This window comes from Salinivibrio sp. AR647, assembly GCF_001995415.1.
GTDB classification, from domain to species: domain Bacteria; phylum Pseudomonadota; class Gammaproteobacteria; order Enterobacterales; family Vibrionaceae; genus Salinivibrio; species Salinivibrio costicola.
Genome location: NZ_MUFE01000013.1, coordinates 19,339 through 41,626, shown reverse-complemented (window position 1 = coordinate 41,626; position 22,288 = coordinate 19,339). Strand labels below are relative to the sequence as shown.

22 protein-coding genes and 7 tRNA genes are annotated in these 22,288 nt (G+C 51.1%); 24 read left to right on the top strand and 5 right to left on the bottom strand.

Features of this window, described 5'->3' with window-relative positions; genetic code table 11:
- From rsmG to BZG76_RS13715, 24 genes are all read left to right on the top strand, one after another.
- Nucleotides 1–627: a 16S rRNA (guanine(527)-N(7))-methyltransferase RsmG gene (gene rsmG / locus BZG76_RS13830; protein WP_077461788.1), complete on the top strand. Its 627-nt coding sequence runs from the start codon at nucleotides 1–3 to the stop codon at nucleotides 625–627.
- 13 nt (nucleotides 628–640) lie between these two features.
- Entirely contained in the window at nucleotides 641–1,438 is a 798-nt protein-coding gene (locus BZG76_RS13825; RefSeq protein ID WP_025744729.1) for a ParA family protein, read from the top strand.
- Nucleotides 1,439–1,446: 8 nt separating this feature from the next.
- Nucleotides 1,447–2,337 carry a ParB/RepB/Spo0J family partition protein gene (locus BZG76_RS13820; protein ID WP_077461787.1) on the top strand — a complete coding sequence of 297 codons (891 nt, stop codon included), beginning with the start codon at nucleotides 1,447–1,449 and terminating at the stop codon, nucleotides 2,335–2,337.
- Nucleotides 2,338–2,517: 180 nt separating this feature from the next.
- Nucleotides 2,518–2,907: a F0F1 ATP synthase subunit I gene (locus BZG76_RS13815; RefSeq protein WP_077461786.1), complete on the top strand. Its 390-nt coding sequence runs from the start codon at nucleotides 2,518–2,520 to the stop codon at nucleotides 2,905–2,907.
- A gap of 8 nt (nucleotides 2,908–2,915) precedes the next feature.
- Nucleotides 2,916–3,704, top strand: coding sequence for a F0F1 ATP synthase subunit A (gene atpB, locus BZG76_RS13810; RefSeq protein ID WP_025744730.1), 789 nt, complete (start codon nucleotides 2,916–2,918; stop codon nucleotides 3,702–3,704).
- A gap of 70 nt (nucleotides 3,705–3,774) precedes the next feature.
- Nucleotides 3,775–4,026: a F0F1 ATP synthase subunit C gene (gene atpE / locus BZG76_RS13805; protein ID WP_025672872.1), complete on the top strand. Its 252-nt coding sequence runs from the start codon at nucleotides 3,775–3,777 to the stop codon at nucleotides 4,024–4,026.
- 52 nt (nucleotides 4,027–4,078) lie between these two features.
- Nucleotides 4,079–4,549 (top strand): F0F1 ATP synthase subunit B, encoded by a 471-nt coding sequence (gene atpF, locus BZG76_RS13800; protein WP_077461785.1) that lies wholly within the window; start codon nucleotides 4,079–4,081, stop codon nucleotides 4,547–4,549.
- Between the two features lie 15 nt (nucleotides 4,550–4,564).
- Complete coding sequence (atpH, locus tag BZG76_RS13795) at nucleotides 4,565–5,098, top strand: F0F1 ATP synthase subunit delta (protein WP_077461784.1); 534 nt, start codon at nucleotides 4,565–4,567, stop codon at nucleotides 5,096–5,098.
- 16 nt (nucleotides 5,099–5,114) lie between these two features.
- Nucleotides 5,115–6,656: a F0F1 ATP synthase subunit alpha gene (gene atpA / locus BZG76_RS13790; RefSeq protein WP_077461783.1), complete on the top strand. Its 1,542-nt coding sequence runs from the start codon at nucleotides 5,115–5,117 to the stop codon at nucleotides 6,654–6,656.
- Between the two features lie 47 nt (nucleotides 6,657–6,703).
- Nucleotides 6,704–7,570, top strand: coding sequence for a F0F1 ATP synthase subunit gamma (atpG, locus tag BZG76_RS13785; RefSeq protein WP_025744734.1), 867 nt, complete (start codon nucleotides 6,704–6,706; stop codon nucleotides 7,568–7,570).
- Nucleotides 7,571–7,606: 36 nt separating this feature from the next.
- Nucleotides 7,607–9,010, top strand: a complete 1,404-nt coding sequence (atpD, locus tag BZG76_RS13780; RefSeq protein WP_025744735.1) for a F0F1 ATP synthase subunit beta — start codon at nucleotides 7,607–7,609, stop codon at nucleotides 9,008–9,010.
- 19 nt (nucleotides 9,011–9,029) lie between these two features.
- The gene (locus BZG76_RS13775; protein WP_077461782.1) at nucleotides 9,030–9,452 is read left to right on the top strand and encodes a F0F1 ATP synthase subunit epsilon; all 423 of its coding nucleotides are present in this window, start codon (nucleotides 9,030–9,032) and stop codon (nucleotides 9,450–9,452) included.
- A 152-nt stretch (nucleotides 9,453–9,604) separates the two neighbouring features.
- Nucleotides 9,605–10,963 carry a bifunctional UDP-N-acetylglucosamine diphosphorylase/glucosamine-1-phosphate N-acetyltransferase GlmU gene (glmU, locus tag BZG76_RS13770; RefSeq protein WP_077461781.1) on the top strand — a complete coding sequence of 453 codons (1,359 nt, stop codon included), beginning with the start codon at nucleotides 9,605–9,607 and terminating at the stop codon, nucleotides 10,961–10,963.
- 117 nt (nucleotides 10,964–11,080) lie between these two features.
- Nucleotides 11,081–11,155, top strand: a tRNA-Gln gene (locus BZG76_RS13765).
- A gap of 2 nt (nucleotides 11,156–11,157) precedes the next feature.
- Nucleotides 11,158–11,234, top strand: a tRNA-Arg gene (locus BZG76_RS13760).
- 42 nt (nucleotides 11,235–11,276) lie between these two features.
- Nucleotides 11,277–11,361 (top strand) — tRNA-Leu (locus tag BZG76_RS13755).
- A 39-nt stretch (nucleotides 11,362–11,400) separates the two neighbouring features.
- Nucleotides 11,401–11,475, top strand: a tRNA-Gln gene (locus tag BZG76_RS13750).
- 9 nt (nucleotides 11,476–11,484) lie between these two features.
- Nucleotides 11,485–11,561, top strand: a tRNA-Met gene (locus BZG76_RS13745).
- A gap of 41 nt (nucleotides 11,562–11,602) precedes the next feature.
- Nucleotides 11,603–11,689 (top strand) — tRNA-Leu (locus BZG76_RS13740).
- Nucleotides 11,690–11,735: 46 nt separating this feature from the next.
- Nucleotides 11,736–11,820: transfer RNA gene (locus tag BZG76_RS13735), tRNA-Leu, on the top strand.
- A 153-nt stretch (nucleotides 11,821–11,973) separates the two neighbouring features.
- Nucleotides 11,974–12,738, top strand: coding sequence for a DeoR/GlpR family DNA-binding transcription regulator (locus BZG76_RS13730; RefSeq protein WP_077461780.1), 765 nt, complete (start codon nucleotides 11,974–11,976; stop codon nucleotides 12,736–12,738).
- 21 nt (nucleotides 12,739–12,759) lie between these two features.
- Nucleotides 12,760–14,595, top strand: a complete 1,836-nt coding sequence (glmS, locus tag BZG76_RS13725) for a glutamine--fructose-6-phosphate transaminase (isomerizing) (protein ID WP_077461779.1) — start codon at nucleotides 12,760–12,762, stop codon at nucleotides 14,593–14,595.
- A 279-nt stretch (nucleotides 14,596–14,874) separates the two neighbouring features.
- Nucleotides 14,875–15,246: a helix-turn-helix transcriptional regulator gene (locus BZG76_RS13720; RefSeq protein ID WP_021022741.1), complete on the top strand. Its 372-nt coding sequence runs from the start codon at nucleotides 14,875–14,877 to the stop codon at nucleotides 15,244–15,246.
- A gap of 187 nt (nucleotides 15,247–15,433) precedes the next feature.
- Nucleotides 15,434–15,805, top strand: a complete 372-nt coding sequence (locus BZG76_RS13715) for a helix-turn-helix transcriptional regulator (RefSeq protein ID WP_021022740.1) — start codon at nucleotides 15,434–15,436, stop codon at nucleotides 15,803–15,805.
- Nucleotides 15,806–15,850: 45 nt separating this feature from the next.
- On the opposite strand, the gene ilvA is transcribed toward BZG76_RS13715, so the two are convergent.
- Genes ilvA through ilvG form a run of 5 tightly spaced genes read right to left on the bottom strand, consistent with a single transcriptional unit; the run spans nucleotide 15,851 to nucleotide 22,132 of the window.
- Nucleotides 15,851–17,410 (bottom strand): threonine ammonia-lyase, biosynthetic, encoded by a 1,560-nt coding sequence (gene ilvA / locus BZG76_RS13710; protein WP_077461778.1) that lies wholly within the window; start codon nucleotides 17,408–17,410, stop codon nucleotides 15,851–15,853.
- A 2-nt stretch (nucleotides 17,411–17,412) separates the two neighbouring features.
- Nucleotides 17,413–19,254, bottom strand: a complete 1,842-nt coding sequence (gene ilvD / locus BZG76_RS13705; RefSeq protein WP_077461777.1) for a dihydroxy-acid dehydratase — start codon at nucleotides 19,252–19,254, stop codon at nucleotides 17,413–17,415.
- Between the two features lie 17 nt (nucleotides 19,255–19,271).
- Nucleotides 19,272–20,213, bottom strand: a complete 942-nt coding sequence (ilvE, locus tag BZG76_RS13700; RefSeq protein ID WP_021022737.1) for a branched-chain-amino-acid transaminase — start codon at nucleotides 20,211–20,213, stop codon at nucleotides 19,272–19,274.
- An 18-nt stretch (nucleotides 20,214–20,231) separates the two neighbouring features.
- Complete coding sequence (gene ilvM / locus BZG76_RS13695; protein ID WP_021022736.1) at nucleotides 20,232–20,489, bottom strand: acetolactate synthase 2 small subunit; 258 nt, start codon at nucleotides 20,487–20,489, stop codon at nucleotides 20,232–20,234.
- The gene (gene ilvG, locus BZG76_RS13690) at nucleotides 20,489–22,132 is read right to left on the bottom strand and encodes an acetolactate synthase 2 catalytic subunit (protein ID WP_077461776.1); all 1,644 of its coding nucleotides are present in this window, start codon (nucleotides 22,130–22,132) and stop codon (nucleotides 20,489–20,491) included. Before ilvG ends, ilvM begins: the two co-directional genes overlap by 1 nt.
- Nucleotides 22,133–22,288: the final 156 nt, after the last annotated feature.

Sequence of the window (22,288 nt, the reverse complement as noted above, 5' to 3'; positions counted from 1 at the left end):
ATGGAACAACAACTCGAACATGGGCTGGCGCAAGCTGGCCTCGTCCTGTCAGCACAACAGCAACAGCAGTTACTGGACTACGTGCGTCTGCTGCACAAATGGAATAAAGCTTACAATTTAACCTCGGTCCGTCATCCTGACGACATGGTGGTGAAACATATTCTTGATAGTCTCGTTGTCTCGCCTCACCTCAAAGGCCAACAGTTTATCGATGTCGGCACAGGACCGGGACTACCAGGCATCCCATTGGCCATTGCTAATCCGGACAAACAGTTCACGCTATTGGACAGTTTGGGTAAACGGATTCGTTTTATCCGCCAAGTTCTTCACGAACTTGGGCTGACAAATGTGACCCCGGTCCAAAGTCGGGTGGAAGACTTTACCCCTGAGCATGGATTTGATGCTGTACTCAGTCGCGCCTTTGCATCGATGAGCGACATGGTGAGCTGGTGTCACCACTTACCGCATGCGCAAGGATGCTTCTATGCGTTGAAAGGACAAGTGGACCAACAAGAAATTGATGCGCTTCCTACTGATTGTTCTGTGACCGATATCAAAGCTTTGAAGGTACCGGGATTGGAAGGGGCGCGTCATCTAGTAATCTTGAGAGCTAAGAGTAACGAGTAGAGGTCGAAAGCACGTGGGTAAAGTTATCGCGGTAGCAAACCAAAAGGGCGGCGTGGGTAAAACCACCACGAGTGTCAATCTCGCAGCATCACTGGCTGCCACCAATCGCAAGGTGCTACTGATCGATTTGGACCCACAAGGCAATGCGACCATGGCGAGCGGCATCGATAAGTACGATGTCCATGCAACGGCCTATGACCTACTCATTGAAGAAACACCGTTCGAACAAGTTGTGGTTGAAAATACGGCGGGAAGTTATCACCTTGTCGCTGCCAACGGTGATGTGACAGCAGCAGAAATAAAACTCATGGAAGTGTTCGCTCGAGAGGTACGTCTACGCACGATGCTCGAGACTGTCGTTGACCGTTATGATTATATTTTTATTGACTGTCCCCCTTCACTGAACCTGCTGACCATCAATGCGATGACTGCGGCTAATTCCGTTCTTGTCCCGATGCAATGTGAGTACTTTGCCCTGGAAGGACTGACTGCTTTAATGGATACCATTAGCAAGCTGGCAAGCGTGGTGAACGCCGACCTTCACGTTGAAGGTGTCTTGCGCACTATGTACGACCCAAGAAACCGATTAGCGACCGAAGTATCGGATCAGATCAAAAAACACTTCGGTGATAAGGTGTATCGTACAGTGATTCCCCGCAATGTGCGGCTCGCGGAAGCGCCAAGTCATGGCCGACCCGCCATGTACTACGACAAACTATCGAGCGGTGCTAAAGCCTACCTCGCCCTTGCGGGTGAAATTCTGCGTCGCGAAGAGCAAGCTCGCTCCTCGCCAGACGCTGTCAATGCCTGAGGAAAACAATGAATTCAGCGAAACGCGGGCTTGGAAAGGGCCTCGACGCCCTATTGGCGACCAGTGCACAAGCACAGTCTTCACAAACAGTGGCCCCTGAATCGACCGATACCAGCAATAGCGAATTACAACAGCTGTCGGTCACCGTGCTGGAGCCGGGTCAATATCAGCCGCGCCAAGGCATGGCTGAAGAAGCACTGGAAGAACTGACGGAGTCAATTCGTGCTCAAGGTGTGATTCAACCTTTAGTCGTGCGTCAGATCGCGGCGGGACGCTATGAGATCATCGCCGGTGAACGTCGTTGGCGAGCCGCTAAACAAGCAGGATTAAAGCAAGTCCCTTGTTTGGTACGAGAAATGAGCAACAAGGTCGCGAGCGCGGTCGCTTTAATTGAAAACATTCAACGCGAAAACTTGAATGCCATGGAAGAAGCGCAGGCATTGGCGCGCTTAGTGGATGAATTTGAACTGACTCACCAACAGCTTGCTGAGTCACTGGGAAAGTCTCGGACCACTATTAGTAACCTACTTCGGTTAAATGGTTTGGAATCCGGGGTGCGGCAATTGCTGCTTAACAAACAACTCGAAATGGGCCACGCACGTGCCTTGCTGGCACTGGAAGGCGACGTACAAATTGATGCGGCTTTGACCGCGGTCAATAAGAAAATGACGGTTCGCCAAATAGAAAAACTGGTAAAAAAAATGCTTTCGCCACCAGTTGAAGCGAAAAAGCCTAAATTATCACCTGAAGTTGAAGCCCTTCAGCAACGCCTAGGCGATAAATTTGGCGTGAGTGTCGCTTTAACACAACAGAAAAACGGCAGTGGGAAATTAGTGATTAATTTCGAAGAATCTGAAAAGTTAGCGCAAATTCTTGCAATTTTCGACGAAGAAATGTGACTTATGCCAGTCGCTTTTTGTTACATAAAAGTGCTTACTGTGATCAGGTTACGCTGTTGTAAAATTTTCCCTGCTTTTTTACATTGATGCGATTGCATTAGTCGGGGCGAAACGTATAATTTTTGCTGTTTTCCCAGCACGGCAACAGTGCTAAGTGGAACGGAATCGAGGAACAAATACATGGTATCGACGCTCGCGCGGCCGGGTCGTGAAATCGCGACAAAATTGGTGCTTTTGCAGGCTGGCGTCGTATTAGCAACGGCAATCTTGATGGCACTTGCTATCAATGTCGACTGGGGAAAATCCGCGTTAATCGGTGGGGGTATCTTTGTGATAGCCAATGCTGTGTTTGCGTCGTGTGCTTTCCTCTTTAGTGGGGCAAGAGCTGCAAAATTTGTGGTCGCGTCCTTCTTTGGCGGTGAAGTCTTAAAAATTTCACTGACCGTCGTCTTGTTTGTCCTTGCTTACCTGTATGTCGAGGTGGAACTTGTTCCCCTCAAACTGGCCTATTTGCTGGCATTAGGGATTAATATCTTTGCGCCAGTTTTATTCATTAACAACAACAAATAGGATGAGTTATGGCTGCGTCAGGTGATGCGCTTACACCGTCTAGCTACATCACTCACCACCTGACACACTTGTCAAGCGGTGAGGGGTTTTGGGCGGTTCATATTGATAGCCTGTTTTTCTCTGTCCTCATCGGTATCGTCTTCTTAGGCATTTTCCGATCAGTGGCAAAGAAAGCATCGACAGGTGTCCCGGGTAAGCTTCAGTGTTTTGTCGAAATCTTGGTTGAGTTCGTTGATGACAATGTCCGCGAAACCTTCCATGGACGCAATCCGCTGATCGCACCTTTGGCCCTGACTATCTTCGTCTGGATATTCCTGATGAATACGATGGACTTAATTCCTATCGATTTTCTTCCTTATCCGGCGGAACACTGGTTGGGTATTCCATATTTAAAAGTGGTTCCAACTGCAGACGTAAATATCACCCTTGCAATGGCGCTGGGCGTGTTCTTCTTGATGATTTTTTACAGCATCAAGATAAAGGGGATCGGTGGCTTTGCTAAAGAGCTAGCGTTACACCCGTTTAATCACCCGATCATGATTCCGTTCAACCTCCTGTTGGAAATAGTTTCGTTACTGGCGAAGCCTATTTCTCTTGGGATGCGTCTGTTCGGTAACATGTTTGCCGGTGAGGTGGTATTTATTCTTATCGCGGCGTTACTGCCGTGGTGGGCGCAATGGCTGGGTTCTGTGCCGTGGGCAATTTTCCACATTCTAGTCATTACGATTCAAGCCTTTGTCTTTATGATGTTGACCGTCGTGTATCTCTCGCAGGCGCACGAAGACTCAGATCATTGATGACATTTTTTAGAAAGCAATTTGTTAGTCATTATTGGCTTATAGCCGACAACGAAAACTGGAGATAGTGATGGAAACTTTATTGAGCTTTTCTGCAATTGCCGTGGGCATCATTGTAGGTCTTGCTTCCCTTGGTACTGCGATTGGTTTCGCCCTGCTGGGTGGTAAATTCCTTGAAGGTGCAGCACGTCAACCTGAGATGGCTCCTATGCTGCAAGTTAAGATGTTCATCATCGCGGGTCTTCTTGATGCGGTTCCAATGATCGGTATCGTAATTGCACTGCTGTTCACGTTCGCGAACCCATTCGTAGGTCAACTGTAAACTGGCTAATAGCTGAACAGACCCTTTAGCTTATGATTAAGGAGGCGCCGTTGTGAATATCAACGCAACTCTGCTAGGCCAGGCAATCGCGTTCACTATCTTTGTGTGGTTCTGCATGAAATATGTATGGCCACCATTGATGCAAGCGATTGAAGAGCGTCAGAAAAAAATCGCTGACGGTCTCGCGGCGGCTGATCGCGCCGCCAAAGACCTGGATTTAGCCCAGGCGAACGCTTCTGATCAATTGAAAGAAGCGAAGCGCAATGCAACTGACATTATCGAGCAGGCCAACAAACGCAAAGCACAAATCCTCGATGAGGCACGTGTCGAAGCGGCTGCTGAGCGCGACAATATCCTAAACCAGGGTAAGGCCGAGTTGGAAGCAGAGCGTAACCGTGCACGCGATGAGCTGCGTAAGCAAGTCGCATCGCTCGCTGTTATTGGTGCCGAGAAAATTATTGAGCGTTCTATTGACCAGAACGCGCATAAAGATCTTCTCGATAAAATCACTGCAGAACTGTAACAAGGAGGGGCAGCAATGTCTGAACTGACAACACTCGCTCGCCCCTACGCGAAAGCAGCCTTTGATTTTGCGGTAGAAAAAGGCGAGTTAGTCCAATGGGCTGAAATGCTTGCCTTTACTGCTGAGATTGCCCGTGATGAACGCGTAAAACATATGTTAGACGCGTCCTACTCTGCCGAGAAATTAGCAGATATTTTCATCACAGTGGGTGGCGATCAGCTCAACGATTTCGGCCAAAATTTGATTAAAATGATGGCGGAAAACAAGCGTCTAAAAGCGCTTCCTGAGGTTTGTGAACAGTTTCTCGCCATGCGCGCGGAATTGGAAAAAGAAGTTGATGTGCAAGTCACGTCAGCGACGGCTCTTTCCGAAGAGCAACAACAAGCCATCAGTGAAAAGCTAATGACGCGTTTTGAGCGCAAAGTAAAGCTGAACTGTAGTGTAGACGAAGCCCTGGTTGCCGGGGTTATTATTCGAGCTGGAGACTTGGTCATCGATAACTCAGTAAGTGGCCGTATGCGCCGCCTGAGCGATGCATTGCAGTCTTGATTTGGGGAATTGGAGCATGCAACTTAATTCCACGGAAATTAGCGATCTGATCAAACAACGCATCGAAAAATTCGACGTTGTGAGTGAAGCGCGTAACGAAGGTACCATCGTGTCAGTCAGCGACGGTATTATTCGTATCCATGGCCTTGCTGATGCGATGCAAGGGGAAATGATTGAACTGCCTGGTAACCGTTATGCGCTAGCATTAAACCTTGAGCGTGACTCTGTAGGTGCGGTTGTGATGGGTCCGTATTCGGATCTACAAGAAGGCATGAAAGTCACCGGTACTGGTCGCATTCTTGAAGTACCGACGGGTCCTGAACTGTTAGGTCGTGTGGTGAACACCTTGGGTGAGCCAATCGACGGTAAAGGACCGATCGAAACCGAAACCACTTCGCCTGTCGAAGTGATTGCGCCGGGCGTTATCGCTCGTCAATCGGTCGATCAACCTGTTCAAACCGGCTATAAAGCGGTTGACTCAATGATCCCTATCGGCCGAGGCCAGCGTGAGCTGATCATCGGTGACCGCCAAACCGGTAAAACCGCGTTGGCGATCGATGCGATCATTAACCAGAAAAACTCTGGTATCTACTCTATTTATGTCGCGATTGGTCAAAAAGCCTCAACCATTGCCAACGTAGTTCGCAAGTTGGAAGAGCATGATGCACTGAAAAACACCATTGTCGTGGTGGCTTCAGCGTCTGAAGCGGCAGCATTGCAATACCTTGCGCCTTACTCAGGTTGTGCAATGGGCGAGTATTTCCGTGACCGCGGTGAAGATGCGCTGATTGTTTACGATGACCTGTCTAAGCAGGCTGTTGCATATCGTCAGATCTCGCTGCTGCTACGTCGTCCACCAGGCCGTGAAGCCTTCCCGGGTGACGTTTTCTACTTGCACTCACGTCTTCTTGAGCGAGCTGCACGTGTAAACGCGCACTATGTCGAAGAGTTCACCAAAGGTGAAGTGAAAGGTAAAACCGGTTCATTAACCGCCTTGCCTATCATTGAAACCCAAGCGGGTGACGTGTCTGCATTCGTACCGACCAACGTTATCTCGATCACCGATGGTCAGATCTTCCTGCAAACTGAGCTGTTCAACGCCGGTATCCGTCCCGCGGTTGACCCAGGTATCTCGGTCTCTCGTGTCGGTGGCTCTGCGCAAACTAAGATCATGAAAAAACTGTCAGGCGGTATTCGTACAGCCTTGGCACAATATCGTGAGCTTGCTGCATTTGCTCAGTTCTCATCGGATCTGGATGACGCAACCAAGAAGCAATTGGATCACGGTCAGAAAGTGACCGAGCTGATGAAGCAGATGCAATATGCGCCAATGTCTGTCTTTGAGCAGGCCATGGTTATTTTTGCGGCTGAAAAAGGCTACTTGGAAGACGTTGAGCTGAACAAGATCGGTGACTTTGAGCAATCTCTGCTCGCCTTTGCGAAGGCGCAGTATGCCGACCTAGCTGCTCAGATTGATGAGTCTGGTGCTTACAACGATGACGTTGAAGCACAGCTGAAAAAGCTGTTGGACGACTTCAAAGCGACCCAGACTTGGTAACATTGTAGGTGGCCACTTAGGTGGTCACCCACTAACGGAGAGTAACTATGGCCGGCGCAAAAGAGATTCGTACTAAGATCGGAAGTGTGAAAAACACACAGAAGATCACTAAAGCGATGGAAATGGTGGCAGCCTCCAAAATGCGTAAAACGCAAGAAGCCATGGAGTCGTCACGTCCATATGCTGTCACTATGCGCAAAGTGATCGGTCATCTTGCACTGGGTAACTTGGAGTACCGTCATCCTTATTTGGAAGAGCGGGAAGCCAAGCGCGTTGGTTACATCATCATTTCTACTGACCGCGGATTGTGTGGTGGCTTGAACATTAACCTGTTCAAAAATGTCATCACAGATATGGAAAGCTGGACCCACAAAGGTGCTGAGATCGATATGGCATTGGTCGGGGCGAAAGCGACCGCTTTCTTTAACAATTACGGCGGAAATGTAGTCGCACAAACCTCTGGTTTGGGGGATACCCCCGTACTGGAAGACCTGATCGGTACGGTCGGGGTGATGCTGAAAAAATACAATGAAGGTGAGCTGGACCGCTTATATGTTGTTTTCAATAAATTTGAGAACACCATGGTGCAGACCCCAGTGATCGATCAATTGCTGCCTTTGCCCAAGTCAGACGACGAGGATATGCAGACTAGCCACGCTTGGGATTATATCTATGAGCCTGAGCCGAAGCCCTTGCTCGATACCTTGTTGGTTCGCTATGCCGAGTCACAAGTGTATCAAGGTGTGGTGGAAAACCTCGCCAGTGAGCAAGCGGCGCGTATGGTGGCGATGAAAGCTGCGACCGACAATGCAGGTAATCTGATTGATGATCTGCAGTTGGTGTACAACAAAGCCCGTCAGGCTGCGATCACCCAAGAGCTGTCAGAGATTGTTTCTGGCGCAAGTGCGGTGTAAAGGCAAAGGTTAACGAACTAGTTTAGAGGAATAACGATGGCTACAGGTAAGATCGTTCAGATCATCGGTGCGGTAGTCGACGTAGAGTTTCCACAAGACGCAGTGCCGAAGGTATATGATGCGTTGAATGTGAAACGTGAAGGCGAGCGTCTGGTGTTGGAAGTTCAGCAGCAGCTAGGTGGTGGCGTAATTCGTGCTATCGCTATGGGCTCATCTGATGGTCTGCGTCGTGGAATCGAAGTAGAAAACTCAGGGGCTGCAATCCAAGTCCCTGTTGGGGAAGCAACGCTAGGACGTATCGTCAACGTTCTGGGTGATGCAATTGATGAGCGTGGCGATCTTGGTGAAAAAGAGCGCTACTCGATTCACCGTGAAGCGCCAACTTACGAAGAACAATCGAATTCCACTGAGCTTTTGGAAACCGGTGTTAAGGTTATCGACCTTATCTGCCCGTTTGCGAAAGGCGGTAAAATTGGTTTGTTCGGTGGTGCGGGTGTTGGTAAAACCGTTAACATGATGGAGCTTATCAACAACATCGCACTGCAACACTCAGGTCTGTCTGTATTTGCTGGTGTAGGGGAGCGTACTCGTGAGGGTAACGACTTCTACTACGAAATGCAGGAAGCGGGTGTTGTTAATATCGAAAACCCTGAAGAGTCAAAAGTGGCCATGGTGTATGGTCAGATGAACGAGCCACCAGGTAACCGCCTGCGTGTCGCACTGACCGGTCTAACCATGGCGGAAAAATTCCGTGATGATGGCCGTGATGTTCTACTGTTCATCGACAACATCTATCGCTATACCCTTGCCGGTACTGAGGTATCTGCACTGTTGGGTCGTATGCCATCAGCAGTAGGTTATCAGCCAACGCTCGCTGAAGAGATGGGTGTATTGCAAGAGCGAATCACGTCTACCCGTACTGGTTCGATTACTTCCGTACAGGCGGTTTACGTGCCAGCGGATGACTTGACTGACCCGTCACCAGCCACCACCTTTGCCCACTTGGATGCAACGGTTGTATTGTCACGTAACATCGCGTCTATGGGTATGTACCCAGCGATCGACCCATTGGATTCGACATCACGTATGTTGGACCCCTTGGTGGTAGGTCAAGACCACTATGATATGGCACGTGGTGTGCAATCTGTGCTTCAGCGCTATAAAGAGCTGAAAGACATTATTGCTATTCTGGGTATGGATGAGCTATCTGAAGAAGATAAGCTAACGGTTGCACGTGCACGTAAGATTGAACGTTTCTTGACTCAACCTTACCACGTCGCTGAAGTGTTCACCGGCCAACCAGGTGTTTATGTTTCGCTGAAAGATACTATTGCAAGCTTCAAAGGCCTGCTCAGTGGCGAGTACGATGATATTCCAGAGCAGGCTTTCCTGTACTGCGGTAGCATCGACGAAGTACTCGAAAAAGCGAAAAACCTGTAAGGCTTGAGTAGGAGGCGATATGGCAGCGATAACCTTCCATCTGGATGTGGTCAGTGCAGAGCGACAATTGTTCTCTGGCCGTGCCGAGCATATTCAGGTGACCGGTAGCGAAGGTGAACTGGGTATTCACGCAGGACACACACCGCTGCTGACCGCTATCACGCCGGGCATGGTGCGTATCGTCAAGCAAGGCGGTAGCGAAGAGATTATTTATCTTTCTGGCGGCACGCTTGAAGTTCAGCCTAGTACAGTCACTGTACTGGCTGATACGGCAATTCGTGGTGAAGAGCTAGACCAAGCCAAGGCAGAAGAAGCGAAGCGTCGCGCTGAGGATAAAATCCATAATCAGCATAAAGACGTCGACTTTGCTCAAGCGGCCAGTGACCTGGCTAAAGCGGTTGCGAAGCTTCGAGTGATCGAACTGACCAAACACAAGCGTTAATCAGGCACTTACGGTAAGAATATAAGCGACGCTTCGGCGTCGCTTTTTTTATGTGCCGCGCGACGTGATATCTGCTAGGTGCGTCTTACCACCAAAAAGCGTTACACTGAGCCTCATTATTTATTCAAATCAACCCTCATCACGGAAAGACTATGCAATACAGTGCGGTTATTCTCGCGGCCGGTAAGGGCACGCGCATGTATTCTCAAACCCCTAAAGTGCTTCACACATTGGCTGGTAAACCAATGGTTGAACATGTGATTGATACCTGCCACAGCCTCGGCGCTTCGCAAATTCATTTAGTGTATGGCCATGGTGGTGAAACCATGCAGCGTGTGTTGGCTCACTCGCCGGTGAATTGGTGCTTACAAGCCGAGCAGCTCGGGACAGGCCATGCAGTGCAACAAGCTGCGCCACATTTCGCCGATGATGAGCAAGTGTTGGTGCTCTATGGCGATGTGCCCTTAATTTCAGAGCAAACCTTAACGCGTTTGCTAGAAGGGCAGCCAGAGGGCGGGATTGGGCTGTTAACTGTGCATCAGGACGATCCAACCGGTTACGGTCGTATTGTGCGTGAAAAAGGGGAAGTGGTCGCGATTGTCGAGCAAAAAGATGCGACTGACAGTCAGCTTGCGATTACCGAAATTAACACCGGCGTATTGGTGGCAACAGGGCGCGACCTACGTCATTGGTTGTCGCAGCTAGACAATAATAATGCCCAAGGTGAGTTTTACCTTACGGATGTGATTGCGCTGGCGCATCAACAAGGCCGGGCTATTCAAGCGGTACACCCCGTCAATGCCGTCGAAGTCGAAGGCGTCAATAACCGCCTGCAGCTCTCTCGTCTTGAGCGTGAGTATCAAAAAATGCAAGCCGAGCAACTGCTACTGAGCGGCGTCATGCTTACCGATCCGGCGCGCTTTGATCTACGCGGCCAGTTGCAATGTGGCCGAGATGTCACCATTGATGCCAACGTCATCATCGAAGGCAGTGTGACCTTGGGTGATAACGTCACTATCGGGACCGGAAGCGTACTGATTGATTGCGAGATTGATGACAACACCTTAATTCGCCCTTATAGCGTGGTGGAAGGTGCTAGCGTCGGGGAAGACTGCACGGTTGGGCCGTTTACGCGGCTACGTCCCGGTGCTGAAATGGCACGCAATGCCCATGTGGGTAACTTCGTGGAAATGAAAAAAAGCCAACTTGGCGAAGGCTCTAAAGCCAACCACCTGACGTATCTTGGTGATACTGAGGTGGGATGCGGCGTGAATATCGGCGCTGGCGTGATCACCTGCAATTACGATGGTGCCAATAAACATAAAACCGTGATTAAAGATAATGCCTTTATTGGATCGGATTCTCAGCTCGTCGCCCCGGTGGTGATTGGTGAAGGGGTCACCGTTGGCGCGGGCAGTACCATCAGTAAAGATGTCGCGGATGGTCAACTAATCATCACTCGCGCCAAACCAAGGACAATTGAGGCTTGGCAACGGCCGAAAAAGAAGTAGAATACTGACTATTGAGCGCGCACAGCGGCTTTTTAGCTTGATAGGCGAAAAGTTGTGCGATTGGTAAAATCAGGTATTGACTCCCGATAAAAACCAGCCTATTATGCGCGCCTCAGTTGGGGTATCGCCAAGCGGTAAGGCAACGGGTTTTGATCTCGTCATTCCCAGGTTCGAATCCTGGTACCCCAGCCAACGCGTCCGTAGCTCAGCTGGATAGAGTACCTGGCTACGAACCAGGCGGTCGGAGGTTCGAATCCTCCCGGACGCGCCATCTTTCTTCAACTACCATGAAGTGAGATGAACAACTTGGAAAGCGGAAGTGGCGGAATTGGTAGACGCACCAGATTTAGGTTCTGGCGCCGCAAGGTGTGAGAGTTCAAGTCTCTCCTTCCGCACCATTTATTAAAGACATGTGGCTGTAAAGCGGCATGAAAAATTGGGGTATCGCCAAGCGGTAAGGCAACGGGTTTTGATCTCGTCATTCCCAGGTTCGAATCCTGGTACCCCAGCCACTTTAGGTCGGCTACGTAGCTCAGTTGGTTAGAGCACATCACTCATAATGATGGGGTCACAGGTTCGAATCCCGTCGTAGCCACCATTATTCTGATTTATTGCAGATGCAGTGAATCACACCGGTTTGCGGCGGTGGCGGAATTGGTAGACGCGCTAGCTTCAGGTGCTAGTGTCCGAAAGGACGTGAGGGTTCAAGTCCCTCCCCCCGCACCAAGACAATTGATACTTAGCCCGCCCGCTGAGTTATCATAAAAAACATGCGGAAGTGGCGGAATTGGTAGACGCACCAGATTTAGGTTCTGGCGCCGCAAGGTGTGAGAGTTCAAGTCTCTCCTTCCGCACCATATTAAGCCCACTAGCTTCAGCTGGTGGGCTTTTTTCGTTTTTGTTATCTGCCAGTCACACTTTTCCGTCCCTCTAACACTTTTCGCCACTTCATCTTGAACTTTGTTTTGTTTTGTTTATCATAAGTTTCGAATCGAAACTTTAGTGGTTATATGTCGAAACGAAACACCCAACAACGCCGTCACACCATTGTGTCCTTGCTAACAGAGCAAGGGCAGGTGAGTGTTGATGCCCTCTCTCAACGCTTTGAAACCTCCGAAGTGACTATCCGTAAAGATTTGGCCGAGCTAGAGAAAAACGGCCTGCTACTGCGCCGTTATGGCGGAGCTGTGCCCGTACCGCAAGAAATGGTATCGGAGCAGGCGGTGAAAGTGTCGAAGCAAAAGCAAAGTATTGCCGATACTGCAGCGGCGCGTATTCGAGATCATAACCGTATCGTCGTCGACAGTGGCACCACGACTGCGGCTTTAATCCCTTTGCTCGACAAAAAGCGCGGTCTAGTGGTGATGACTAACTCATTGCAGGTTGCCAATGCGATTCGTGAGCTTGAACACGAACCCACCTTATTAATGACGGGGGGAACGTGGGATACCCATTCTGAGTCCTTTCAAGGTCAAGTAGCCGAACAAACCTTACGTGCCTATGACTTTGATCAGCTCTTTGTTGGCGCCGACGGCATTGATGTGGTGCGCGGCACGACCACCTTTAACGAGATGACGGGTCTGACACGGGTGATGGCGGAGGTCGCGCGTGAAGTGGTGGTGATGATCGAATCTGACAAGATCAGTCGCCGTATTCCTAATTTGGAGCTTGCCTGGTCCAGCATCGATACCTTGATCACCGATAGCCAACTCGACGACGATCTCAAGCGCGCGATCGAACAAACGGGGACAGATGTGATCTGTGCCGATACCTGATAAACCCAATAAGGAAAGACTATGTGTGGAATTGTAGGCGCTGTGGCGCAGCGTGATGTGGCTGAAATTTTAGTGGAAGGCCTACGTCGTCTTGAATACCGCGGTTATGACTCTGCTGGCGTTGCGATCACGGATGACCAGGGGCAATTAACCCGCGTTCGTCGTTTGGGTAAGGTAGCTGCGCTCTCCGATGCCGTTGCAGCGTCTCATCCGACCGGGGGAACGGGGATCGCGCATACGCGTTGGGCCACCCATGGAGAACCCAGCGAAGCCAATGCCCACCCACACATGTCCGGTAATGATATTGCGGTGGTCCATAATGGCATTATCGAAAACCATCAGACATTGCGTGAACAGCTGCAAGCACGTGGCTATCAATTTGATTCGCAAACCGATACCGAAGTGATCGCTCACTTAGTTGACTGGGAGATGCAACAAAGTGGTGATTTGCTGAATGCATTTCAACGCACCGTCGATCAGCTTGAAGGGGCTTACGGCACTGTAGTGATGGATAGACGCCAACCTGAGCGGTTGATTGCCGCGCGCTCGGGCAGCCCGTTGGTGATTGGATTGGGGGTGGGGGAAAATTTCCTCGCCTCGGATCAGCTTGCGCTTTTGAATGTGACGCGTCGCTTTATTTACCTTGAAGAAGGGGATGTGGCTGATATCTCTCGCCGCGAGGTGACAATTTATAATCAGGAAGGCACACCGGTCGATCGCGAGGTGCATGAAGCCAGTGCTCAATACGATGCCGCCGATAAAGGCCAATATCGCCACTACATGCAAAAAGAAATCTATGAGCAACCCACCGCGCTTACCAACACTATGGAAGGCCGTTTGGGCAACGACCATGTGATTGTGGATGCGATTGGCAATGGCGCCAGCGATATTTTGGCCAAAGCGCAGCACATTCAAATTATCGCCTGCGGGACTTCTTACAATGCGGGCATGGTGGCACGTTATTGGTTTGAGTCGTTGGCTGGGATTAGCTGTGATGTCGAGATTGCTTCTGAGTTTCGCTATCGCCAGTTTGTTACCCGTCCCAACAGTGTGCTCATTACCTTATCGCAATCTGGCGAAACGGCCGATACGCTAGCGGCGCTGCGCTTAGCGAAAGAGCGTGGTTATATGGCGACCATGGCCATTTGTAATGTGGCAGGTTCATCACTGGTTCGTGAGTCTGACTTAGCCTTTATGACGCGAGCAGGGACGGAAATCGGCGTTGCATCGACCAAAGCTTTTACTACCCAGCTGTCCGCGCTACTGATGCTGGTCACCGCGCTGGGTAAAATGCAAGGGCGTATCGGCCGTGATAAAGAGCGTGAGGTTGTCGATGCCTTGCACCATCTCCCCTCTAGCATTGAGCAGGCACTCACGTTTGATAAAGCGATTGAGCAGCTCGCTCAGGACTTTGCTGACAAGCATCATGCGCTCTTCCTTGGCCGTGGTGAGTATTATCCGATTGCCATTGAAGCCGCGCTCAAGCTAAAAGAAATCTCTTACATTCACGCTGAGGCCTATGCCGCTGGTGAGCTAAAGCATGGCCCATTGGCGCTGATTGATGCTGACATGCCGGTGATTGTGATCGCACCGAACAATGAGCTGTTGGAAAAGCTCAAATCAAACATTGAAGAAGTACGTGCTCGTGGTGGCCAGCTCTATGTGTTTGCCGATCAAGATGCCGATTTTACACCGGAAGAAGGCATGAAAATTATCGCCATGCCACACGTGGATGACATCATCGCCCCGGTTTTCTACACCATCCCGATGCAGCAATTGTCGTATCATGTGGCCTTAATTAAAGGCACGGACGTTGACCAACCTCGTAACCTCGCCAAAGCGGTGACGGTAGAATAATCCTGCCTAGTAATCACCACGCTCTGACTAGGAGCGTGGTTGATCATTTATCAGTTACTTCTTCTTTGCTATAAAAATGCGATCTGCATAGGCTTTGTTGCAAAATGCAAATCATTTTGCATTCAATCTCAGGCATGGCGTCTTGAAATGTAAACAGGATGTCGTGTGTGTATCTAACTCTATGATTTTTAATTCTTTATTTGATGCCTAATAACCTGGCCTACATTGTGCATACTCAGGGTATAACGCCAAATATTGATAAGTTGTAGTGAGGAAGCAATGATTGATTCTAAAACCCAAGTAGCAAAACGCATCAAAGAAGCGCGTGAGTGGAAAGGCATCACTCAAGTGAAAATGGCCAAACTACTCAATGTGGCGCGTCAGACTTATTTGGATATCGAAAACGGTAAAACTGAGCCTCGCGTTCGCATGCTTTCCAATATCGCTGAATTGACTGAACGTCCATTAGTGTGGTTTGTCTATGGCGACGAAGATGTTGAGATGCATGATGTTCAATACAAGCAAGATGTGAACCGCTTGCTCGAGCATTTCTCGCGTTTACCCCATGAAGCGCGCACGGCCATTTTAAATCAAAGCGTGAACATGGCGTCGTTCCTTGTGAACTATTCAAAGGCCGCTCAACGCGCATAAGAGCACTGCCTGACCGACTAGATATGCGGGTAAGTGCTTGCTTACTGAGGTAGGCATCCGTAGCGCAGCATCACACTATCGATGTGCGCTACCATGATACGCCTACCGAGCCATGCATAATGCAGGGTTGGTGTTGTGACGGGCTTTTGTTTAATACAGCTCGGGTAGCAGAGATGAGGCATGAATCATGGTGATTTCGACCGCGCATATGGCGCAACGGATCCGTGAAGCACGGGAATTCAGTAAAATCACTCAGGTAGAGATGGCGCAGCGTTTGAATGTCGCGCGGCAAACCTATCTAGATATGGAATCGGGGAAAACCGATCCAAAAATTCTAGCGCTGGTCACGATTGCAGAGATCACCGGACGCCCTTTTAATTGGTTCGTGCATGGTGAGTCTGATGAGCGCGACATTGCCTTCACTCATCGTGACGATTTGGCCGCCTTAACCAGCTTGCTGAGTCAGTTGCCGCAAGTTGCGCGTCAAACCGTTATGGATAACGCACTATCAATTGCTGAGTATGTCGTATCAATGACGCCCGAGCCGCGAAACGAATAAACAAAAAGCCCGATAAACGTTATCGGGCTTTTGCTTATTTGGCGTCTATGTCGCCGAGTGGGAGAGGAAAAAACGAAAGGCGGGATTCGACGTTTCATCTTTCCATTCATAGCCGAGCTCGCGTAAATGCGCGGTAAATGCCAGCAAATCTTGGTCGCCGATCTCAAAGCCACATAAAACACGTCCGTAATCTGAGCCATGGTTTCGGTAGTTAAACAGGCTAATATTCCAGTGGGTGCCCAGTGTTTGTAAAAAATGCAATAGTGCGCCTGGGTATTCAGGAAATTCGAAGCTGTACAGGCGTTCATGGAGGTGGGTTGAGGGACGCCCGCCAATCATGTAACGCACATGAACCTTGGCCATTTCATCGTCGGATAAATCTTCTACCGGATAACTTGCTTGGCGTAGATCCTTGATTATCTGATCCAACTCTTCTTGGCCTCCCAGCAACCGCACCCCGACGAAAATGTTCGCCAGGTTTTCATCCCCATATCGATAGTTAAACTCAGTCACGGCGCGATCGCCCAAAATCTGACAGAAATTGAAAAAAGCGCCAGTGTGTTCAGGGATAGTGACGGCAAGTAGGCCTTCGCGTTTTTCCCCCAGCTCAGCCCGTTCAGAGACGTAGCGTAGCGAGTGAAAGTTGGTGTTGGCACCGGATAACACCGCGGCCATTTGCTTGTCTTTTAGCTGATGTTTTTCAACATAGTGTTTTAGCCCAGCCAGTGCTAACGCGCCTGACGGCTCGGAAATAGCACGGGTGTCTTCAAAAATGTCTTGTACCGCCGCGCAAATGGCATCACTGGACACCGTGATGCTGTCATCAAGGTATTGCTGGCATAGCCGAAAGGATTCATCGCCGATGCGCTTGACTGCAACGCCATCGGCAAAGGTTCCAACCCGATCGAGGGTGACGGGAAAGCCAGCATCTAACGCCGCGCGCAGACAGGCCGAGTCTTCCGCTTCGACACCGATCACCTTGATATTAGGCATCAGTTGTTTGATAAGCACTGCGACGCCGGCAGCGATGCCTCCGCCCCCGACGGGTAAGAAGACATAATCGAGATGACCATTTTGTTGCACTAGCTCAAGACCGATAGTTCCTTGACCGGCAATCACCTGTGGGTGATCAAAGGGCGGAACAAAGGTATAGCCATGCTCATCGGCAAGCTGTTGTGCTCTGCCTTTGGCGTCATCAAAATTATTGCCATATAGCACCACTTTGCCGCCAAAGCCGCGTACCGCATCGACTTTAATCGCCGGTGTTGTACGTGGCATGACGATGGTTGCTTGCACGCCAAGCTTGCTTCCAGATAACGCCACCCCTTGTGCATGATTACCGGCAGAGGCAGCAATCACACCGGCTTGCTTTTGCGCGTCGGTTAACTGGGCCATCATATTATGCGCGCCACGCAGTTTAAATGAATGAACCGGTTGACGGTCTTCGCGTTTGAGCTGCACCTGGTTATCGAAGCGCTCAGACAAGCGTTTCATGGTTTGAAGTGGCGAGGTGATCGCCACTTCATAAACAGGCGCGCGCAAGATATCCCTAAGGTAATCAGCACCGTCCATCGGTTGTGCGGGTAAAGATTGCGCCTGTTGCATGCTTACTCCTCCAATTTACTGCGATCGCGCACCGCGCCTTTATCAGCACTGGTGGCAAGGGTGGCATAGGCTCTTAAGGCGTAAGAAACCTGACGCTGGCGATCTTTCGGTTTCCACCCTCTTGCCTGCGCCTTTTCTCGGCGTGCAGTGAGGGTGGCTTCATCTACCCGCAAGCTGATTTCACGGGTCGGGATGTCAATGTGAATGCGATCACCGTCTTCAACGAGGGCGATGGTGCCGCCGTTAGCTGCTTCGGGTGACACATGACCAATGGATAGCCCGGAAGTGCCGCCAGAAAAACGGCCATCAGTGAGCAGGGCGCACGACTTACCCAGCCCCATCGATTTTAAGTAGGTGGTGGGGTAGAGCATTTCTTGCATCCCTGGTCCACCTTTGGGTCCTTCATAGCGAATCACGACCACATCGCCGGCTTTGACTTTTCCACCGAGAATCGCTTCCACGGCGGTGTCTTGGCTTTCGAAGACCACCGCGGGCCCTTCGAAGGTCAGAATGCTCTCATCCACGCCGGCGGTTTTGACGATACAGCCATTTAAGGCGATATTACCTTGTAGCACGGCAAGGCCACCGTCTTGGCTGAATGCGTGCTCGAGGGTACGAATACAACCATATTGACGGTCATCATCCAGAGTGTCCCAACGACAGCGTTGCGAGAAGGCTTGGGTGGTACGGATGCCCGCCGGCCCTGCTCGATAAAACGCTTTGATGTCTTCATCGTCGGTTTGCATGATGTCATAGTGCGCCAGTTGCTCTTTAAGGCTCATGCCCAGCACAGTTTGCTGGTCCATATTCAGTAAGTTGGCGCGTTGGAGTTCGCCGAGGATCCCCATCACACCACCGGCGCGGTGCACATCTTCCATGTGATACTGCTGGGTGGAGGGTGCCACTTTGCAAAGATGAGGGACTTGGCGTGACATGCGATCAATATCATCCATACCAAAATCGATATCGCCTTCTTGAGAGGCGGCCAGCAAGTGCAAGACGGTATTGGTTGACCCGCCCATGGCAATATCGAGCGCCATGGCGTTTTCAAACGAGGCGCGGTTGGCGATATTACGCGGTAGGATGCTGTCGTCGTCTTGCTCGTAATAGCGCTTGGCGAGCGAAACAATCCGTTTACCGGCGTTGAGAAACAGTTGTTCGCGATCTGCATGAGTGGCGAGCATGGATCCATTACCGGGTTGGCTGAGCCCCAGCGCTTCGGTTAAACAGTTCATCGAGTTGGCAGTAAACATCCCTGAGCATGAGCCACAAGTGGGGCACGCTGAGCGTTCAATTTGCTCGCTTTGCTCATCAGACACATCTGGGTTGGCCCCTTGCATCATGGCATCGACCAGATCGAGTTTAAGGATTTGATCGGAAAGCTTGGTTTTCCCCGCTTCCATCGGTCCGCCAGAGACAAAAATAACGGGCACATTTAAGCGCATGGCGGCCATTAACATGCCTGGGGTAATTTTGTCACAGTTGGAAATACAGACCATGGCATCGGCACAGTGGGCGTTGACCATGTACTCGACCGAGTCAGCGATAATCTCACGCGAGGGCAGTGAGTAGAGCATGCCGCCGTGGCCCATGGCGATGCCATCATCCACTGCGATGGTATTAAATTCTTTGGCAATCCCGCCGGCTTGTTCGATTTCTCGCGCCACCAGCTGACCCATATCTTTGAGGTGGACGTGCCCGGGCACAAACTGGGTAAACGAGTTCACCACCGCGATGATGGGTTTGCCGAAATCATCATCTTTAACGCCGGTGGCACGCCATAGTGCGCGTGCGCCTGCCATGTTGCGACCGTGGGTGGTGGTTTTGGAACGATAGGTTGGCATATTACGACTCCTTTGCCTTATGCGCGCTGGTCGGGGTGAACGGGATCAAGCCAGCCCCATTTGTCTTCGGTAGTGCCATCAAACAGGCCAAAAAAGGCTTGCTGTAGTGAGGCGGTGATCGGGCCTCGTTGACCTTCACCCACTGTAATTTGGTCGACGCTGCGCACGGGGACGATTTCAGCTGCGGTTCCCGTCATAAACACTTCATCGGCCAGATAAAGCGCTTCACGTGCAATCGACTCTTCGCGAATCGTTAGCCCTTGTTCTTTGGCGAGTGTGATGATCGAATCGCGTGTTAGTCCAGGTAAAATCGCGCTGGTGGCCGGTGGGGTACTGATCACGCCATTTTTGACAATAAAGAGGTTCTCACCGGCCCCTTCGGACAGGTAGCCACGCACATCCAGTGCAATGCCTTCTGCGTAGCCATGACGGCGGGCTTCTCCACCCACTAATAAGGACGATAAGTAGTTGCCGCCGGCTTTTGCCGCGGTTGGAATGGTATTGGGGGCGGCACGGTTCCAGCTCGAGACCATGGCATCGACCCCTTGTGCGAGGGCGTCTTCGCCAAGGTAGCTTCCCCAGCTAAAGGCAGCGATGATGATGTCCATCTGTGTCTCTGGCGGTGGACAAACGCCGAGGCCAACATTGCCGACAAAGCCAAGCGGACGAATATAGGCGGAGCGAAGCTGGTTCACGCGCAGGGTTTCTCGGCAACCTTCCATCAGCGCATCCACGCTAAATGGGATCGGAAAACGATAAATCTTCGCCGAGTCTTTAAGGCGCTGCATGTGTTCGCGATGGCGAAATACCACGGGGCCGTTTGGGGTGTCGTAGCAACGTATCCCTTCAAAGACTGAGGTGCCATAGTGCATGGCGTGGGTGAGTACGTGCACAGTGGCATCCTGCCAAGCGATCATTTCCCCGTTAGACCAAATATAATCAGCGGTATTTGTCGACATTCTTTTCTTCCTTTTTGGTTATGCGCGTAGGGACTGTGTGGTCGAAGAGGCCATCATGACCTCTGCCACGTCCCATAGCTTAGTCAGTTGTGGCCGCAAGGTCTCGATCGCGCGTTGGCTTTCGACGGTGACATCAAAAATTACCTGTCCCGAGTCCGAAGGCATTGACATCGTAAACTGGCAGACGGTAAAGCCACGATGACGGATCACGCGCAACACGCGCTCCAACAACTCAGGGCTGTGGGTGGCATGAATTGAAAATTGGTGTTGTGTCATCAGCTTTGCTCCATCATTTGTTGGTTGGCTGCCCCAGGCGGTACCAGTGGCCATACATTTTCCATTTCGTCGATGGCAACATGCAGCAAATACGGGCCCTGATGTGTCATCAAGGTGTTGAGGGCGTCCTCGACCTCGTCTTTGCGCTGGATACTGTGTCCAGGAATATCAAAGGCGCGCGCGAGGGTGAGAAAATCCGGATTGTCAGACAGATCGGTCTCGCTGTAGCGTTGATCGAAAAACAGCTGCTGCCATTGACGAACCATGCCTAAACGCTGGTTATCAAGCAGAATGATTTTAACGGCGATCCCTCGGCGTTTGAGTGTGCCCAGCTCTTGAATATTCATCATAAACGAGCCATCTCCGGTCACTAACACCACCTCATCATTGGGGCGAGCGACTTTGGCGCCCATTGCAGCCGGTAAACCAAAGCCCATAGTGCCCAGCCCTGCTGAGGTTAATAGATTCTCTGGCCGTGATGGGAGTACATGTTGCGCGACCCACATCTGGTGCTGGCCGACATCGGTCGCGACCACCGTACTGGTTGGCATACGTTGCGAAAGGTTGTTCAGCAGTGCCGGCGCATAGATGGCCTCACCTGGGTGGTCATAACGCCACGTGTGCGTCGTTTGCCAGGTGGTGATTTGAGCGCGCCAATCAGGCGATGTGTCAGGGTTTTCTAGGGCGGGAAGCACGAGATTGAGTGGGGCGCAAACCGGTGCTTGTGCGCGGCGCAGTTTGTTGATTTCCGCCGCATCGATATCGATATGCACCACGTTAGCGTGGGGGGCGAATGTATCGAGCTTGCCGGTGACTCTGTCATCAAAGCGTGCGCCGATGACAATCAGCAAATCGGACGCTTGCACCGCCAAGTTAGCGGCTTTGGTGCCATGCATGCCCAACATGCCTAGATAATACGGATAGTGCGGTGCGACGGTGCCTAAGCCTTTTAAGGTACTGACCACAGGCAGTTCACTGCGCGCTAAATAATCGCGCACTGCTTGAGTGGCTTTGCCTAACACCACACCGCCGCCGAGATAGACCATAGGGCGCTGACTGGCTCGGATAAGCGCATTCGCCTGGTCGATATCTGTCTTGTTGAGTGGCGCGATATGTGGCGTGGTGATCTGGACTGTAGTCTCAGGGATCAAGCCTTGCTGTACGTCTTTGGCGATATCGACGAGCACGGGGCCCGGTCGACCTGATTGTGCCACTTCAAATGCTTGTGCGAGTGTGGGGGTGAGCTCAGCGGGATCGGTCACTAAAAAACTGTGTTTGGTGCAGGCTAACGATAAGCCCAGCACATCGATTTCTTGAAAAGCATCGGTACCGATAAGAGGGCTAGCAACCTGGCCGGTGATGGCCACAATAGGGACTGAGTCCATCATCGCATCGGCAAGCCCGGTCACGAGATTGGTGGCGCCAGGGCCTGATGTCGCAATGCATACCCCAGGACGGCCACTGGCTCGGGCATACCCGATCGCAGCCATGGCGGCGCCTTGCTCGTGGCGACAGAGGATATGTTCCACCCCACCGTCAAAAAGGGCATCGTAAACGGGCATGATGGCGCCCCCAGGATAACCAAAAACGGTATCCACCCCTTGTTGTTGTAACGCTTTTACCACCCATTGTGCACCGGTCATCGTCGCCCCTCCCCGTCTAAGCGGGGAGAGCAGGGTTGCGAATAACCTGTCTCTGCGCGCTCCATCATGATTGCTTCCGTTGTCGCGTGGCATCGCCACATGAATGAAAAAAGCCCCCGAACCTTTGGGTTGCGGGGGCTTGGTTGCGATGTTGCT

Excerpts from the sequence above, each read along its gene's own strand:
- rsmG (WP_077461788.1), top strand. The coding sequence starts at position 1 with ATGGAACAACAACTCGAACATGGGCTGGCGCAAGCTGGCCTCGTCCTG.
- BZG76_RS13820 (WP_077461787.1), top strand. The coding sequence starts at position 1,447 with ATGAATTCAGCGAAACGCGGGCTTGGAAAGGGCCTCGACGCCCTATTG.
- BZG76_RS13815 (WP_077461786.1), top strand. The coding sequence starts at position 2,518 with ATGGTATCGACGCTCGCGCGGCCGGGTCGTGAAATCGCGACAAAATTG.
- atpB (WP_025744730.1), top strand. The coding sequence starts at position 2,916 with ATGGCTGCGTCAGGTGATGCGCTTACACCGTCTAGCTACATCACTCAC.
- atpE (WP_025672872.1), top strand. The coding sequence starts at position 3,775 with ATGGAAACTTTATTGAGCTTTTCTGCAATTGCCGTGGGCATCATTGTA.
- atpH (WP_077461784.1), top strand. The coding sequence starts at position 4,565 with ATGTCTGAACTGACAACACTCGCTCGCCCCTACGCGAAAGCAGCCTTT.
- atpA (WP_077461783.1), top strand. The coding sequence starts at position 5,115 with ATGCAACTTAATTCCACGGAAATTAGCGATCTGATCAAACAACGCATC.
- atpG (WP_025744734.1), top strand. The coding sequence starts at position 6,704 with ATGGCCGGCGCAAAAGAGATTCGTACTAAGATCGGAAGTGTGAAAAAC.
- atpD (WP_025744735.1), top strand. The coding sequence starts at position 7,607 with ATGGCTACAGGTAAGATCGTTCAGATCATCGGTGCGGTAGTCGACGTA.
- BZG76_RS13775 (WP_077461782.1), top strand. The coding sequence starts at position 9,030 with ATGGCAGCGATAACCTTCCATCTGGATGTGGTCAGTGCAGAGCGACAA.
- glmU (WP_077461781.1), top strand. The coding sequence starts at position 9,605 with ATGCAATACAGTGCGGTTATTCTCGCGGCCGGTAAGGGCACGCGCATG.
- BZG76_RS13730 (WP_077461780.1), top strand. The coding sequence starts at position 11,974 with ATGTCGAAACGAAACACCCAACAACGCCGTCACACCATTGTGTCCTTG.
- glmS (WP_077461779.1), top strand. The coding sequence starts at position 12,760 with ATGTGTGGAATTGTAGGCGCTGTGGCGCAGCGTGATGTGGCTGAAATT.
- BZG76_RS13720 (WP_021022741.1), top strand. The coding sequence starts at position 14,875 with ATGATTGATTCTAAAACCCAAGTAGCAAAACGCATCAAAGAAGCGCGT.
- BZG76_RS13715 (WP_021022740.1), top strand. The coding sequence starts at position 15,434 with ATGGTGATTTCGACCGCGCATATGGCGCAACGGATCCGTGAAGCACGG.
- ilvA (WP_077461778.1), bottom strand. The coding sequence starts at position 17,410 with ATGCAACAGGCGCAATCTTTACCCGCACAACCGATGGACGGTGCTGAT.
- ilvD (WP_077461777.1), bottom strand. The coding sequence starts at position 19,254 with ATGCCAACCTATCGTTCCAAAACCACCACCCACGGTCGCAACATGGCA.
- ilvE (WP_021022737.1), bottom strand. The coding sequence starts at position 20,213 with ATGTCGACAAATACCGCTGATTATATTTGGTCTAACGGGGAAATGATC.
- ilvM (WP_021022736.1), bottom strand. The coding sequence starts at position 20,489 with ATGACACAACACCAATTTTCAATTCATGCCACCCACAGCCCTGAGTTG.
- ilvG (WP_077461776.1), bottom strand. The coding sequence starts at position 22,132 with ATGACCGGTGCACAATGGGTGGTAAAAGCGTTACAACAACAAGGGGTG.